Here is a 16,137-nt window from a genome sequence, read left to right on the forward strand (position 1 = left end):
AAAAGCGTAAGCGCCTAAGATCACGAGCGTAGGGCAGTGGAGGAATGACTACTAGAAGTCCGCTCTTTGACTTCAGTTGTCACTTCCGAAGTGCCCCGTAGCGTTTAAGAAGCAACTGAAAAAGTTTAAAACCACTTTTTCAGTTCCATTTATTTATATGGCAATGGCTCCGCTCGTCGCTCGCCTGATAGGAGAAAACCGCTCCTATCAAGCTTTTTAATGATTGCGACGGCTGCGCTCATTGCTTTGGGACTGAAAAAGTGGGAAAGCACCACTTTTTCAGTTCCCATGCGAGTAGACGCTGGAGCTAGACAATGCCCCAAGGTGCAAAAACTTATACTTACCTATTAAAAAAAGGCCTCCAATTTAAATTGGAGAACCTTCCATTTTATTCATATCAATTAGTGACAATCCCCTGAGTGAAAAGGACTTTTGGTTGTCGTCCCTTTTAACAGATCTCCTCCAGCAGATTTAATGATTTCGTCTGTCACCGTGTTTGAGATGGTTGTACTTACTAATTGAAGTAATTGGTTCACATCTATTTGAGTTTGTTTAAATTCCCGAACAAGTGGGATTTGATCTAACTCATCTTGAAGTTCATCAATTTTATCCTCAACAGCCTTTAGTCCTTCTGTTTTCTGATAATGCTGCAAATTAACCGCTTCTTTTTGAAGGGATTTAATTTGTGCTATGATTTCCTGAACTCGAAGGTTATCATTAATTTGTAGTTCCGCACGCTTGAAAAAATCCACTTCTTCTGTTTCTGCAATCATTTTTGCCAGTTCTTTTGCCTGATCAATAATTTCTTGCTTTGAATATGTTTTCTCCATTATTTAGTCACCTCAACCGTTTCCACGACTTGGCCGTTTAACGACCATGATTTTGCATCTGTAATTTTAACATATACGATCTCACCAATACAGGACTTTGGTGCTTCAAAGTTTACTAAACGATTTGTTCTTGTGCGGCCAGCTAAAACATCTGGATTTTTCTTACTTTCTCCTTCTACAAGAACTTCCACAATCCGACCTTCATATTCTTTATTTTTTCTTGCAGAGATTTCATTCACAACCGCATTAAGACGTTGTAGACGTTCTTTTTTCACTTCTAGGGGAACATTATCCTCCATTTTAGCTGCCGGTGTTCCTTCCCTAGGTGAATAAACATACGTATATGCACTATCGTATTCCATTTCATGGACTAGGGATAGTGTATCTTCAAACTGCTCCTCCGTTTCATTTGGAAACCCGACAATAATGTCCGTTGTAAAAGAAGCATGTGGGATGGCCTTCTTAATTTTTTTAGCTAATGTAACATACTCTTCCCGATTATATTTACGGGCCATTAATTTCAAAACATCGCTGTTTCCACTTTGAACTGGGAGGTGAATATGTTCCACTAAGTTACCGCCCTTTGCTAATACTTCGATTAAATGATCATCAAAGTCCTTCGGATGACTCGTAGTAAACCGGACCCTTGGAATATCAATTTTACGGATTTCGTCCATTAAATCCCCAAGTCCGTAATTCATCCCTTCTAAATCCTTCCCGTAGGCATTCACGTTTTGTCCTAAAAGAGTGATCTCCTTATAGCCATTACGAGCTAAGTGACGAACCTCCTCAATGATATCCTCCGGCCTACGGCTTCGTTCTTTTCCGCGAGTGTATGGAACGATACAATACGTACAGAATTTATCACAGCCGTACATAATATTTACCCAGCCTTGTATTTGACCTTTACGGGCACGGGGCATATTTTCAATAATATCCCCTTCTTTGGACCAAACTTCCACAACCATTTCCTTATTAAAAATCGCATTTTTTAATAACGTTGGAAGTCGGTGGATATTATGCGTACCGAAAATAAGGTCTACTTGCTGATGCTTTTGGAGAATCTTATTCACAACAGATTCCTCTTGAGACATACAGCCACATACTCCGATGATGAGTTCAGGCCTCTCACGTTTAATTGGTTTTAAGTTACCAATTTCTCCAAAAACTTTGTTTTCCGCATTTTCACGAATGGCACATGTATTTAATAAAATGACATCTGCATCCATCGTATCAGACGTTGCTTCAAATCCCATGTTTAAAAGAATCCCAGCCATATTTTCTGAGTCGTGCTCGTTCATCTGACATCCATACGTACGAATGAGGAACTTCTTCCCTCTTCCGATTTCCCTCATATCTTCCGGGATTTCAAAATCATAATGAATTTCCACATCCGCTTTCCCACGTTTCTTTGCTTGCTTTAAATCTGGTGGAATGTAAGTGGTTTGAAAATACTGAGAGAAGTCTTTCCCCTGGCCGGATTTTTTGTCCGCGGAGTTAGATTCTACTGCTTTCGTTTGTTGTTTCTTCTGTTGTTCATTCATCGTCACATTACTCCTTTATTTCAATATCGTATACCATTTACTGTACTTGACCATCATCAGGCATTTATTGGTTACCCAACCTATAAGTATAAAGGGTTTTCTATTGATATACAATAGGAGGTTTAAGGTATTCTCTGATCGGGGAAAATGAACCAATTAAAAAATCATACTATTTCAAAAGAAAATGGAACTAATTATAAATTTTAGCGTCTTATTTTATAATGGCAATTTTACATATTATAATGATAAGGGCGTGATCGATTGGGTATCTTTTCAAGAAAACCAGACTTTTTGATTCCGGAAGATGGGATCAGTTCAGTAGAAAAAATAACACTAGGTGGGATTGAACAAACGATCCTGATTCAGGGGACAAACCCAAATAATCCTATTCTTCTATTCTTGCATGGGGGACCATCCCTCCCTACGCCGGGAGTATCGAGCAGAGGGCAGGATTATACCATTACGATGAACACGAAGGAGCTTGTAAAAAATTTTGTTGTCGTATTTTGGGACCAAAGGGGAACTGGAAAGTCATACAGTAAAACCATCCCTAAGGAGACGATGTCTGTTTCCCAATTCATCTCTGATGCGAACGATTTAACGGATTACTTAAGGGGTCGTTTTCATGTGGACAAAATTTTTCTTGCTGGTCATTCTTGGGGGTCGATTCTAGGTCTGTCCTTAGCACATCGGCACCCTGAGAAATATTATTCTTATGTTGGCTTATCTCAGATTGTTAACTGGTGTGAAAACGATAAGCTAAGTCTTGTCTGGGCGAAGGAGGAAGCGAAACGAAGAAATAATAATAAAGCTCTTCGGGAGCTGGAATCTGTTGGTGAACCACCATTTCTTGAGAGTTTCAAGCAGTGGGGAGTACTTCGAAAATGGCAGAACAGATTTGGAACGTTAGTTTATACAGATGAGACTATTAAACATCCAGGTATTGCAAAGATCACCCTTGCCATGCTTCACTCGAAGGTATATTCCATCTTGGATCTTTATCGTACATTTGTCAAAGGGTTTCAATTAGTCTATACCCAGTCTTTTATTGAAGAAATTACAACGATTGATTTTAAAGAATCCGTTCAAGAAATATCTATCCCAATTACCTTTATACATGGGGCAAAGGACAATCACGTTCATATCCCTCTCATTGAAGATTATTATGAAAAAATTCAGGCTCCTAAAGGGAAAAGACTAGTGTTTATTGAAAAATCAGCCCATGCATTCCATCCAGATGATACAAAAATCGTTGAGAAACTACTCATTGAAGAACGGAAACACATAACTGCGGAAAACCTAGGGGCATAAGAAAAGCGCAAGCGCCTATGAACACGAGCGTAGGGCAGTGCCTCTTTCTCTACAAGCATCGCTTGCGTGCTGCCACCGAAGTAGACGCTCGTCGCTATAGTTAGACAAAAGTAAGAAAACTTATATTTCCTTATCTTTTTAGAAAGGTGTGGCACAATGGGATAACCCATCTGCCACACCTTTTCATATACAACTTTTTTATTTTATCCTTTGATAATACCCAGTTCTTTCCCTGCCTTTTCAAAAGCATCTAATGCTTCTTGTAACAATTCTCTCGTGTGGTCGGCAGTGACTATTGTACGTACACGGGCAAGGCCCTTCGCAACTGTTGGAAACGCGATTCCCTGAGCAAAGACACCATAAGTAAGTAACTTATCAGATAACTGGTGTGCCTTTACTTCATCTCCCACAATCACTGGGGTAATTGGAGTATCGCTTTTTCCAGTATCAAATCCTAAAGCATGTAATCCATCTTTAAAGAATTCCGTATTATCCCATAAGCGCTCGATCCGCTCAGGTTCATCAAGTAACATATCAATAGCCTCCGAGCAGGCAGCAGTTACTGCTGGGGGATGAGAAGTGCTAAATAAGAATGGGCGTCCTTTATGGATCAAATAATCCCTTACCGCCTGTGAACTTGCCACGTATCCACCAAGTACACCAATTGCTTTACTTAGCGTACCTACTTGAATATGAACACGGCCATTTAAGTCAAAATGATCAACCGTTCCCCGTCCGTTTCTTCCAAGGACCCCACTTGCATGGGCATCGTCTACCATGATTAATGCATCATATTTTTCCGCAAGTTCTACGATTTGAGGAAGTGGTGCGATATTTCCGTCCATGGAAAAAACACCGTCTGTGACAACAAGGCGTTTTCTGAAGTCTCGAGAATCTTTTAACGCGTCTTCCAAACTTTCCATGTTCACATGCTTGTAAATCTTTCGGTCAGCTTTTGTCAACCGAATCCCATCAATAATAGACGCATGATTTAACTCATCGGAAATTACCACATCTTCCTTTGTTAGTATAGAAGAAAGAATGGCTTGATTCGCAGTAAAACCTGATTGAAGTACTAATGTTGCTTCTGTATGCTTAAATTCAGCAAGTTTTCTTTCAAACTCTTGATGCATATCAAACGTACCTGCAATTGTCCGAACCGATCCTGTACCTGCCCCATACGTTTCCACTGCTTGAATGGCCGCTTTCTTCATTCTCGGATGGTTAGTTAATCCTAAATAGTTATTTGAGGAAAGTTGAATGACTTCCTTTCCGTTTATTACCACTTTCGCCCCTTGATCTGACTGCAATGGTACCAGTGAACGGAAAAGTCCCCCCTCTTTCATTTCTTGAAGTTCCTGCTCTAAATATTCAAAACCTTTCATACAACGTCTCCTCCTTGTTATGGATGTAATACCACTTTGCCGCATTTACCTTCAATCATTAATTCAAATCCTTTTTCAAACTCTTCTAATTTAAAATGATGAGTAATCAGCGGTTTAACGTCCACTTGTCCTGAACCTAACAATCCCGACACTTGCTGCCATGTCTTAAACATTTGGCGTCCGGTAATTCCTTGAACGGTAACTCCTTTGAATACAATATCATTTGTAACATCTATTTCAACAGGTTTAACTGGTAAACTTAATATGGACACTCTTCCACCATTTGTCACCATTTTGAACCCTTGATTCATGGCAATAGGATGACCGCTCATTTCACAGACAACATCTACTCCGTTTCCGTTTGTCAGTTGGTTCATCACTTCGAGGGGATCCGCTTCTTTGGAGTTGACAACTGTTGTTGCCCCCATTTCCGTAGCTAATTGGAGACGATAATTGTTTAAATCAAAGGCAATGACTTGAGAAGCCCCTGCTGCCTTGGCAACGCCTACCGCCATGATTCCTATTGGTCCGCACCCGATAACAGCAACGGTTTTTCCTGCCACATCACCAGCTAGTACGGTATGGACTGCATTTCCAAATGGTTCTTGAACACTTGCTACGTCAAATGGAAGTTCAGGGTCATTTTTCCATAGATTTTGGGCTGGGAGAGCAACATATTCCGCAAAACAGCCATCCCGATCCACGCCTATAATTTGTGTATTGGCACAAATATGAGCCTGCCCGTTTAAACATTGGGGACAGTGACCACAAACAATATGTGTTTCAGCAGAAACATGGTCACCTACTTCCACATTGTAAACATTTTCCCCTTTTTCCACAACAACACCGGCAAACTCATGACCAAAAACATATGGTGGTTTTACTCTGCTTTGGGACCATTCATCCCATGCATAAATGTGAACATCTGTTCCACAAATGGAAGTGGCTTTCACTTGAATTAGTACTTCCTGATCTCCGATGGTTGGTACGGGCACTTCTTGAAGAGATGCACCAAACCCCCTTTTATCTTTTACGATTGCTTTCATCATGTTAGTCATTGTTTCTCCCCCTTGATTGAGAATCCATTACCCCTTTGAAAAATATAATCCACTCTCATTTTAGCATGTGTATTTGTACGCGTAAACAGTACTGTCCACTTATAGAGGACAAATGAATCCCCCAAGAAAAATATTTTAATTTTTTTTCTTGCATTAACCTTTACAATCATTTTATATTTACTGGATGAAAAGAATGAAGAAAATAGTATGAAGTAAAGTTATGATCTATCGGAAGAGGAAGATGCTATTCATATATTAAAAGAAGATGAACAGGAGTTGAGTGTTGAAAATATGTAGAGCTATTTTAGGAATTACCATAGAAACTAACCATACTCTAATGGGAGAGCACTACTCCATGAATACATAAAAAACGGTACCAATATCAATATATCGGTACCGTTTTATTTACTTTACCTATTACATAAACTCAGTTAGTAATTTATCGAATTGACCTTGATCCAACGCAATATCCTGTTTTGCGAGAGGTTCTTCTTTAAATCCTTTTACAAGGGATTCATAAGAAGGTTTTTCCTTATCCTGATAAATCAGGCCTGTCACTAGACCGTTATATTCCATTAATGTATTCATCGCCTGGGAACGGTTAGACGGATCATACCCTTCTATTGTCGACAAAGAAGTTAAGTTTTCCTTAAACCAATCGTACGTATTAATTTTATTAAAAGTAACACATGGGCTAAAAACATTGATTAATGAGAATCCTTTATGGTTAATTCCCTGTTCAATGATAGAAGTAAGTTCCTTCAGGTCACTTGAAAAGCTTTGTGCCACAAAACCCGCTCCTGCTGAAATCGCTAGTTCCATTACTCCAAGGGCTGATTCTATAGATCCTGCAGGTGTACTCTTTGTTTTAAATCCCATTTCACTTCTTGGAGACGTTTGCCCCTTCGTTAATCCGTAAATCTGGTTATCCATTACAATATAAGTCACATCAATGTTTCTGCGAATGGAATGAATAGTGTGTCCCATTCCAATTGCAAAACCGTCCCCATCTCCACCTGATGCAATTACGGTTAAATCACGATTGGCCATTTTGACACCTTGTGCAATGGGAAGAGCCCGACCGTGAATTCCATGAAAACCATAAGAGTTAATATATCCAGAGATTCGTCCAGAACATCCAATTCCAGAGACAACAGCTAACTCCTCAGGTACAATTCCAACATTGGCTGCTGCGCGCTGAATAGCCGCTTGAACGGAAAAATCGCCACACCCTGGACACCAGTTAGGTTTAACGTTATTTCTAAAGTCTTTAAACGTGGCCATATTAAAACAACTCCTTGCATTGGTTGTGAATTTCAGATGGTAAGAATGGATTTCCATCGTATTTTAAAATCGATTGAATATCTCCACGGGAAAGGTTCATCTTCGTAAGTTGAGTAAGTTGTCCAGTTGCATTATTTTCCACTACAACAACTTTTTTCGCCTTATCAACCATCGCCTTCAATTCATCAGTCGGGAAAGGATGCAGAAGTCGAACTTGTCCGTGGTTCACTTTTAAACCATCCTTTTCTAGTCTAGGAATTGCTTCTTGAATTGTTCCACGAGTTGAATTAAATCCTAGAATGAGCAAGTCAGCTTCCTCATGACGCTCATCTTTATACACAGGACTCGGAAACACTTTTGGAAGTTCCTGTAATTTTCTAAGTCGTTTATCCATTTGTGCTTTACGGTTTTCTGGGCTTTCCGATGGTTTTCCTTGTTCATTATGCTCAACCCCGGTCACATGGTGAATACCATTTTTCATCCCTGGGATGACACGTTTGGAAACGCCATCGTCAGTAACTTCATATCGTTTAAAATAAGCACTTTTTTCCAGTTCAGGTAGTTCTTCTTCTAGATTTAATTTCCCACGTCGAATGTTAACTTTGCTAAAATCTAACGGTTCCACAGTTTGTTTTCCTAAAGACAATGCTAAATCTGTGACAAGAATAACTGGTACTTGATATTCTTCCGCAATATTAAACGCTTCAACAGCATCGTAGAACGCTTCTTCCACGGTGGAAGGAGTAATAACAACTTTTGGGATTTCCCCATGTGTTCCATAAATCATTGCAAAGATATCTGATTGCTCTTGTTTTGTAGGTAACCCCGTACTTGGTCCCCCACGTTGTGTATCTACAATAACGAGAGGTGTTTCCGTAATACCACTAAGCCCAATTGCCTCCATCATTAATGAAAGACCAGGACCTGCAGACGCGGTTAAACTACGCACCCCTGCGTAATTTGCCCCTATTGCCATCGTACAAGCAGCAATCTCATCTTCCGTCTGAATCACTGTTCCACCATATTCAGGAAGTTTTTTAATTAAATACTCCATAATTTCTGAAGCAGGTGTGATTGGATAGGCAGGCATAAACCGTGCTCCCCCTGCTAATGCTCCCAAGGCAATTGCGTCATTTCCAATCATAAACATCCGGCTTTTACCATCCGCCTCTTTTAATTGAAAATCTCCTACACTACCTTCTGCTTCCTTCTTGAAATATTCCATCCCCGCTTCAATGGCCTGAAGATTTTTTTCAACGACAGAAGCCCCTTTACGGGAGAAGATTTGTTCCACAACGGAATTAAATGCTTCTACTTTAAGGCCTAATAAGGCGCTGGATGCACCAACTGCGACCATATTTTTCATTAGAGAAGTTCCTAGATCTGTTGCAATCTCCGTAAACGGAACAGAAAAAAGATTCGCTGTACAACCTTCTGGCTGCTTAGGCGAAAACTTACTGTCTCCAATAATAACTCCGCCTGGTCGCAATTCATGATGATTTAAGTCAATCGTTTCTTGATCAAACGCAACGAGAATATCTAAATCATCTGATATGGAATTCGTTGCTGTCGTACTCACACGGATTTTATTATTCGTGTGTCCCCCTTTAATTCTTGAAGAAAAGTGTCTATATCCATATAAATAATACCCCTGACGGCTTAAAGCCATTGAAAAGATCTCACCAGTACTTTCGATCCCTTCACCTTGCTGTCCTCCAACTTTCCAGGAAAGCTGATTGATCATCCTTATTCCACCCCTTCTAATGTGACAATGAGAAACCTTCGATTGTGATTGTGAAAACATTCATTTACACTAAAACAGAAATATGTACGTGTTATCCTGGAGTCTTCCTTTAAATAATATCCCAAGAAACACCTCTACTTTCATCAATCCCCATTTATTGACCTCGTTCCTTTCAAACTGTGAAGTAAAAACAAATCCTTTTCATAGAATAACAGAAAGCGTTTTCACTCCGATTCTATTTTTCTCTAACTCACTTTTATATTGTAACATAACTTTCACAATTTCTAAAACAAGAATATTCAAGCTATTTTACTGCATACTGGGGTTTCCCTTTCATTTCAACAAAAAACCTGCTTGAAACCCAAGCAGGGAAAACTATGACTATACTATCGAGGCTCAATAATTAATTTAATTGCAGTACGCTCATCCCCATCAATTTGGATGTCTGTGAACGCCGGGATACAAATGAGATCAATACCACTAGGTGCCACAAAACCACGGGCTATGGCAACTGCTTTTATGGATTGATTTAATGCACCAGCTCCTATTGCTTGAATCTCAGCTGCCCCTCTTTCTCGAATTACTCCAGCTAATGCACCGGCAACGGAATTAGGATTAGATTTTGCTGAAACTTTTAATACTTCCACTTGAGAACCTCCTTAAGGATTATGATGTGGTAAGATCTTTCCAAACATTGTAAATAGTACTTCTCTCTCTATTTTTCTGTACCTATATTTTACAACGAAATGGTTTCAAAAAGTTAAAAAATTCTAATTTTTTTCTCTTTTTGTATATATTCATTCCTTTTGCAAATATTCTTCTTTTACTTATTTAGTCAAAAAATGGGCGATCTTCATTTATGTTAATCCTATGGATTGATTCTGCCTTACCTTCTTTATTCAGAGTTAGATAAACGCCGTTAATTTGTTCTCGCCCTTCAGCTACTTCAAACCTGGATGGTAAACTGGTCAAAAATCTGTTAATAATGATCTCTCGGTCCATACCTAGGATCCCATCATAAGGTCCAGTCATGCCTACGTCTGAAATATATGCTGTTCCTTGTGGCAAAATTCTCTCATCTGCAGTTTGAACGTGTGTATGAGTACCAACCACTGCAGATACTCTTCCGTCCAGAAACCAACCCATCGCTTGTTTTTCGCTCGTTGCCTCAGCATGAAAATCCACAAAAATATACGGTGTTTTCTCTTTCACTTCATCAACAATTTCATCTAATTTTCGAAATGGACAGTCTATCGGAGGTAAAAAAGTTCTTCCTTGACCGCTTATAACCCCGATTTTTTTATTACCAAATTTGGTAATAACATATCCCACACCGGGATTTCCATCGGGAAAGTTTGCAGGACGTACGAGGCTTGGAACATCATCAATAAAATCAAATATTTCTTTTTTATCCCATGTATGATTCCCAAGGGTTATCACATCTGCCCCTGATTCCTTTATTTCATGATAAATCTTTTCCGTTATCCCTTTTCCTCCAGCAGCGTTTTCCCCGTTCACAATCGTAATGTCGGGTCTATATTTTTGTTTTAGTTTCGGCAAAAATTGCTTTAAACAGTTTCTCCCAGGAGAGCCTACCACATCTCCAATAAATAAAACTTTCATATAACCTACTCCTTTAATTCTAAGAGAATGTTTCTTTCACAGTAAATCACTCAATCCTTGATGTTTAATTTAGTTTTCCACCTTGTTACAAAATCAATTAGTCTGAACCGGTATGAACCGGTATTTGCACACTATTTTTAAAATATTTACGAAATGCTATTTTATATGTAGGCTCTGTTATCGTTCAATGTTGATTTTTGCGAAATTCACTCCCTTTCCGCGGGCGGTTCGGGAGCCTCCTCGGTGTTTCACACCTTGCGGGGTCTCCCCTGAACTCGCTTTTCCCGCAGGAGTGTCGTAAATTTCGCTAAAAATCATCCTATTAAAAAATCAACATTAGCCTTTAACATAGCCTATATGTAAAAAATAAAGTGGCAGTAAAACGCCACTTTATTTCGCATACTCAACTGCCCTTGTTTCACGAATCACAGTCACTTTAATGTGTCCAGGATAATCGAGCTCGTCTTCAATTTTCTTTGTAATATCACGAGCTAGTCGATAAGAGTCTTCATCAGTTATGAAGTCAGGCTTCACCATAATTCGAACTTCTCGACCTGCTTGGATGGCGTAAGTCTTTTCTACGCCTTCAAATGATTCGGATATTTCTTCCAGTTTCTCTAGACGCTTAATATACGTTTCAAGAGTTTCCCGTCTGGCACCTGGTCTCGCAGCGGATAATGCATCTGCAGCAGCCACAAGTGTCGAGATAACTGAAGTTGAATCGGTATCCCCATGATGTGATGCGATACTGTTTATTACGACTGGATGTTCCTTATATTTCGTTGCAAGTTCCACGCCAATTTCAACGTGACTTCCTTCTACTTCATGGTCAATTGCTTTCCCTATATCGTGTAAGAGACCTGCGCGACGGGCCAATGCCACATCTTCACCAAGTTCAGATGCCATTAAACCACTTAGATAAGCCACTTCCATTGAATGCTTCAATACATTTTGCCCATAGCTTGTTCGGAATTTTAAGCGACCTAGTATCTTTATGAGATCTGGATGCAATCCATGAATACCCATTTCGAATGTGGATTGTTCACCATATTCGCGAATTAGTTCATCTACTTCACGACGGGACTTGTCCACAGTCTCTTCAATTCGAGCAGGATGTATTCTTCCATCCTGTACAAGCTTTTCTAAAGCTGTCTTAGCAATCTCCCGACGAATAGGGTCAAATCCTGACAATATGACAGCTTCTGGAGTATCATCGATAATTAAGTCGATTCCTGTTAAGGTTTCTAAGGCACGAATATTTCGGCCCTCTCTCCCAATGATACGACCTTTCATTTCATCATTCGGCAAGTTAACCACTGATACGGTTGTTTCTGCCACATGGTCTGCTGCACAGCGTTGAATGGACATGGATAAGATCTCTTTTGCTTTCTTATCCGATTCTTGTTTTGCTCTTGTGACAGCATCTTTTATCATTACTGCTTTTTCATGTGTTAATTCTTCAGAAACAGTTTTCATGATGATTTCACGTGCATCATCTTTTGTAAATCCAGAGATTCTTTCTAATTCCTGTTGTTGTTCTTTTAACATTTCCTCGACTTTGCTATTCATCTCGTCGATTTGTTTTTGACGTTTTGACAATTCATCTTCTCTTTTTTCAAGAGTCTCTTCTTTTTTGTCTAACGTTTCACTTTTACGGTCCAATAATTCTTCTTTTTGAACTAATCGGTTCTCCTGTTTTTGAATATCGTTTCGACGGTCACGGACTTCTTTTTCGGCTTCCATTCGAAGTTTATGTGCTTCATCTTTTGCTTCTAGAATGGCTTCCTTTTTACTAGCTTCCGCTTCTCGTTTGGCATCATCAATCGTTTGCTTTGCTAACGATTCCGCACTTGAAATTTTGGCTTCTGCAATCGATTTACGAACGAAATATCCAATGAAGAAAACGATCACTGCAGTGAATAGCAAAATGAGGATTTGAACGCTTAAACTGTCCAAGACAGATTCACCTCCTCATGCTATTTCTTTGGTGGAACTTAAGTTTCATGTTTTCATTTGTTCATTTGTTCATTTGTTATTAAAAAACGCACATCCATAACAGTTAAAAACAAGTTTGAGTATGTTGTATAAAAGTATTCTTTCTAATTGTATTCTTCATATTTTACAATGTCAAGCATTGGTAAAGGTTCTGTAACATCTATCCGTCTTATTTCTTACTATTTCACTTTTATTTTACATATATATAGGAAAGTACTAAAAATTTTCAGGAGAAAGATGTGCTTTCAAGTCATTGTATGTTAATAGAAATACATAATCTGAAAGAGGTGTCAGTGAGGGGCTAGTTATTCTGCTATTTAAATAGAAAGGGATTTTATGAATCAGGTTCAAATAAGAAAAAAGCACCTAGTGGGGTGCTTTTCGTCTATTACTTAATGTCTAAAGGTATTTCTCCAGACTCCGTTGGATCAGCTGCCGGTACAGTAACTGCTTCGTTTAACCCGTGGAATTCACGAATTTTCGATTCAATAGTACTAGTCATGTCCGAGTTTTCCTTCAAGAACTGCTTAGCATTCTCTCTACCTTGACCTAAACGCTCTTCATTGTAGGAATACCAGGCACCACTTTTTTGAACGATATCTAAATCAGATGCAATATCTAATATGGAACCTTCACGGGAAATTCCTTCTCCATACATAATATCCACTTCAGCGGTCTTAAACGGTGGAGCAACTTTATTCTTTACAACCTTGATCTTTGTTTTATTCCCGATCATATCATTACCTTGCTTCAATGTTTCGGCACGACGTACTTCTAAACGTACAGAGGAATAGAATTTTAATGCACGTCCACCTGGAGTCGTCTCTGGATTACCAAACATTACTCCGACTTTTTCACGGATCTGGTTGATAAATACAGCAATCGTTTTTGACTTGTTAATGGCACCGGAAAGCTTACGAAGTGCCTGTGACATCAATCTAGCCTGTAAACCAACGTGACTGTCTCCCATTTCCCCTTCAATCTCTGCTTTTGGAACAAGTGCTGCAACCGAGTCAATAACAATCATGTCCACCGCTCCACTGCGAACTAATGCTTCCGCAATTTCCAGTGCCTGCTCTCCTGTATCCGGTTGAGAAAGAAGTAATTCATCAATGTTAACTCCTAAGTTTTGTGCGTAAATAGGATCGAGCGCATGCTCAGCATCTATAAAAGCTGCTTGTCCGCCATTCCGTTGTATTTCCGCAATTGCATGTAAAGCTACGGTTGTTTTACCAGAAGATTCTGGACCATAGATTTCAATTATTCTTCCTTTTGGATATCCCCCTACTCCTAAAGCAATATCTAAAGCAAGGGCACCACTTGATACGGTCGATACTCGTTGCTCTGCTTGTTCACCTAGCTTCATGATAGAACCTTTACCAAATTGCTTTTCAATTTGGCGAAGGGCCATGTCAAGGGCTTGTTTGCGATCTGACATGTTTACCTCTCCTTTTTTTCAATAATTAACAACATAGATATAATAGATGCCTCGAATAAGGCTTTTATCATTTCTATATCTATCTTAACCTTTTTCTATCAATTTGCCAATATATTTGCAAACGTTCGTTCGCTATTTTTTCATTAAAAAAATTCAGCTAAATATTGACAATAAGTACTTGAAAATCGAAGGTTTTGATGCTTAAGGACCAATATATCTCAATCAAAAAATATTGCTGTTCACAAAACGTTCGGGGACCAGGTCCCGGAACGTTTTGTGAACAAATAAGCATGCAATTCAATTATTGAAATGCATGCTTTGTATTTCATTCATTGGATGGCCTTTATCTTCTTTTCGGTCTTGGTTTTGCTGGTTCTAAATTAATTCTCGCTCCATTTACGCGGGAATACTTCAAGCCTTCGTACACGAAAGGGGCGACCTCTTGAGGAACTTCCATAAAGGTGAAGTTATCGAATATATCGATTCTCCCAACAGCACTGGCTGGAATACCCACTAAATGGGAAACTTCTTCCGATAATTTCTTTGGCGTGAGTTCAATGTTTCTTCCAACATTAATAAAGAAACGTGTCATTCCCTTTTGTGCGCCTGTATCCCCAAAGTCATATCCATCATCTTTCAGATCATCATGACTATAGAAAGCAAGTTTCATGAGGGATCCGACGATTTTTTCCGGGGGATACTGATCTAATAGTTCCTTTACTAAACCGTCATATAAACCTGTATCTTCCTCTTCACTCTCTATAAGATCAATGATTTGTCCCTTCCAAACATGCTGTTGCTTCTCGACCACTTCTTCAACAGAAGGCAATCTCTCAGATGGGATGTTCATTTTAATTTCTGCTTCAATTGAGCGTAAATGTTTCATTTCCCTTGGTGTAACTAATGTTACAGCGATTCCTTCACGACCAGCTCTTCCCGTTCTTCCTATACGATGGACATAGCTTTCAGGATCTTGCGGAATATCATAGTTAATGACATGAGAAACATTTTCCACGTCAATCCCCCTCGCTGCAACATCGGTTGCAATAAGGAACTCGATGGAAGAATCACGGAACTTCTTCATGACAATATCCCGCTGAGCTTGGGTTAAATCTCCATGAAGGCCATCGGCCATATATCCCCTTGCCTGTAATGCCTCTGTTAACTCCGCAACACCTTTTTTCGTACGGCAGAAAATAATACCTAAGTCGATCGTTTCACTGTCGATGACACGACATAAGGATTCCATCTTATTTTTTTCCAGTACTTTATAATACACTTGGTTGATGGAAGGGGCAGTCACTTCTCCCTTGCTGATCGTTATCTGTTTCGGCCGATTCATGTATTTGTTCGACAGTTTTCGAATTGGAGGTGGCATGGTGGCAGAAAACAGCATAGTCTGACGTTCACGGTTGACTTGTTGCAGAATTTTTTCAATGTCCTCAATAAATCCCATATCTAACATTTCATCTGCTTCATCTAAAATAAGAGTGTGAACACTCCTTAACTGAAGGGTATTGCGGTTTAAGTGATCAAGTACCCTACCAGGGGTACCAACCACAACTTGAACCCCACGTTTTAAAGCCTTAATTTGATGACCTATTGACTGACCTCCATAGATCGGGAGAATCTGGGCATTTTTATATTTTGATAACTTTTGTAATTCCCCTGCTACTTGGATCGCCAGCTCCCTCGTTGGTGTTAAAATCAATGATTGTACATGCTTGTCTCTTGTTACATGTTCTAAGAGAGGGATCCCAAATGCTGCTGTTTTACCTGTCCCAGTTTGAGCCTGCCCGATTACATCTTGTTTTTGCAATATTTCAGGTATTACTTTTTCTTGGATAGGGGATGGTGCCTCAAACCCCATATCTTTAATTGCCCGTTTAATCTCATCAGATATTGGAAAATCTTCAAATTTCATT

General features: G+C 39.4%; 12 protein-coding genes. 1 reads left to right on the forward strand and 11 read right to left on the reverse strand.

Annotated elements, in window-relative coordinates; translation table 11 throughout:
- Positions 1-401: 401 nt before the first annotated feature.
- Positions 402-830: a YlbF/YmcA family competence regulator gene (locus KS419_RS22280; protein WP_217069070.1), complete on the reverse strand. Its 429-nt coding sequence runs from the start codon at positions 828-830 to the stop codon at positions 402-404.
- The gene (gene miaB / locus KS419_RS22285) at positions 830-2,374 is read right to left on the reverse strand and encodes a tRNA (N6-isopentenyl adenosine(37)-C2)-methylthiotransferase MiaB (protein ID WP_217069072.1); all 1,545 of its coding nucleotides are present in this window, start codon (positions 2,372-2,374) and stop codon (positions 830-832) included. The genes KS419_RS22280 and miaB overlap by 1 nt, the downstream gene beginning before the upstream one ends.
- Positions 2,375-2,635: 261 nt before the next feature.
- On the opposite strand from miaB, the gene KS419_RS22290 reads away from it, so the two are divergent.
- On the forward strand, positions 2,636-3,685 hold the full coding sequence (locus KS419_RS22290; RefSeq protein WP_246594526.1) for an alpha/beta hydrolase: 1,050 nt from the start codon (positions 2,636-2,638) through the stop codon (positions 3,683-3,685).
- A 203-nt stretch (positions 3,686-3,888) separates the two neighbouring features.
- Here the strand turns inward: KS419_RS22290 and KS419_RS22295 are convergent, their stop codons facing one another.
- From KS419_RS22295 to KS419_RS22335, 9 genes are all read right to left on the reverse strand, one after another.
- Positions 3,889-5,070 carry a glycine C-acetyltransferase gene (locus tag KS419_RS22295; RefSeq protein WP_217069074.1) on the reverse strand — a complete coding sequence of 394 codons (1,182 nt, stop codon included), beginning with the start codon at positions 5,068-5,070 and terminating at the stop codon, positions 3,889-3,891.
- A gap of 17 nt (positions 5,071-5,087) precedes the next feature.
- Positions 5,088-6,128: an L-threonine 3-dehydrogenase gene (gene tdh, locus KS419_RS22300; RefSeq protein WP_217069075.1), complete on the reverse strand. Its 1,041-nt coding sequence runs from the start codon at positions 6,126-6,128 to the stop codon at positions 5,088-5,090.
- Between the two features lie 417 nt (positions 6,129-6,545).
- Positions 6,546-7,412 carry a 2-oxoacid:ferredoxin oxidoreductase subunit beta gene (locus KS419_RS22305; protein WP_217069077.1) on the reverse strand — a complete coding sequence of 289 codons (867 nt, stop codon included), beginning with the start codon at positions 7,410-7,412 and terminating at the stop codon, positions 6,546-6,548.
- A 1-nt stretch (position 7,413) separates the two neighbouring features.
- Positions 7,414-9,156, reverse strand: coding sequence for a 2-oxoacid:acceptor oxidoreductase subunit alpha (locus tag KS419_RS22310; protein WP_217069079.1), 1,743 nt, complete (start codon positions 9,154-9,156; stop codon positions 7,414-7,416).
- 386 nt (positions 9,157-9,542) lie between these two features.
- Positions 9,543-9,803 (reverse strand): stage V sporulation protein S, encoded by a 261-nt coding sequence (locus tag KS419_RS22315; RefSeq protein ID WP_078595664.1) that lies wholly within the window; start codon positions 9,801-9,803, stop codon positions 9,543-9,545.
- Between the two features lie 184 nt (positions 9,804-9,987).
- The gene (locus KS419_RS22320) at positions 9,988-10,779 is read right to left on the reverse strand and encodes a TIGR00282 family metallophosphoesterase (protein ID WP_217069082.1); all 792 of its coding nucleotides are present in this window, start codon (positions 10,777-10,779) and stop codon (positions 9,988-9,990) included.
- A gap of 390 nt (positions 10,780-11,169) precedes the next feature.
- A complete protein-coding gene (gene rny / locus KS419_RS22325) occupies positions 11,170-12,714 on the reverse strand; it encodes a ribonuclease Y (protein WP_217069265.1) in 1,545 nt (514 codons plus the stop codon).
- A gap of 448 nt (positions 12,715-13,162) precedes the next feature.
- On the reverse strand, positions 13,163-14,212 hold the full coding sequence (gene recA, locus KS419_RS22330; RefSeq protein WP_217069084.1) for a recombinase RecA: 1,050 nt from the start codon (positions 14,210-14,212) through the stop codon (positions 13,163-13,165).
- Between the two features lie 343 nt (positions 14,213-14,555).
- The gene (locus tag KS419_RS22335) at positions 14,556-16,136 is read right to left on the reverse strand and encodes a DEAD/DEAH box helicase (RefSeq protein ID WP_217069086.1); all 1,581 of its coding nucleotides are present in this window, start codon (positions 16,134-16,136) and stop codon (positions 14,556-14,558) included.
- Between the last annotated feature and the right edge of the window lies 1 nt (position 16,137).

The organism is Evansella tamaricis (genome assembly GCF_019042215.1).
Taxonomy (GTDB): Bacteria; Bacillota; Bacilli; order Bacillales; family Salisediminibacteriaceae; genus Evansella; species Evansella tamaricis.

What these genes read in the sequence shown, in the direction of transcription:
- KS419_RS22310 (WP_217069079.1), bottom strand. Translation starts at nt 9,156, where the DNA reads ATGATCAATCAGCTTTCCTGGAAAGTTGGAGGACAGCAAGGTGAAGGG.
- KS419_RS22295 (WP_217069074.1), bottom strand. Translation starts at nt 5,070, where the DNA reads ATGAAAGGTTTTGAATATTTAGAGCAGGAACTTCAAGAAATGAAAGAG.
- miaB (WP_217069072.1), bottom strand. Translation starts at nt 2,374, where the DNA reads ATGAATGAACAACAGAAGAAACAACAAACGAAAGCAGTAGAATCTAAC.
- tdh (WP_217069075.1), bottom strand. Translation starts at nt 6,128, where the DNA reads ATGACTAACATGATGAAAGCAATCGTAAAAGATAAAAGGGGGTTTGGT.
- KS419_RS22320 (WP_217069082.1), bottom strand. Translation starts at nt 10,779, where the DNA reads ATGAAAGTTTTATTTATTGGAGATGTGGTAGGCTCTCCTGGGAGAAAC.
- KS419_RS22280 (WP_217069070.1), bottom strand. Translation starts at nt 830, where the DNA reads ATGGAGAAAACATATTCAAAGCAAGAAATTATTGATCAGGCAAAAGAA.
- KS419_RS22305 (WP_217069077.1), bottom strand. Translation starts at nt 7,412, where the DNA reads ATGGCCACGTTTAAAGACTTTAGAAATAACGTTAAACCTAACTGGTGT.
- KS419_RS22335 (WP_217069086.1), bottom strand. Translation starts at nt 16,136, where the DNA reads ATGAAATTTGAAGATTTTCCAATATCTGATGAGATTAAACGGGCAATT.
- recA (WP_217069084.1), bottom strand. Translation starts at nt 14,212, where the DNA reads ATGTCAGATCGCAAACAAGCCCTTGACATGGCCCTTCGCCAAATTGAA.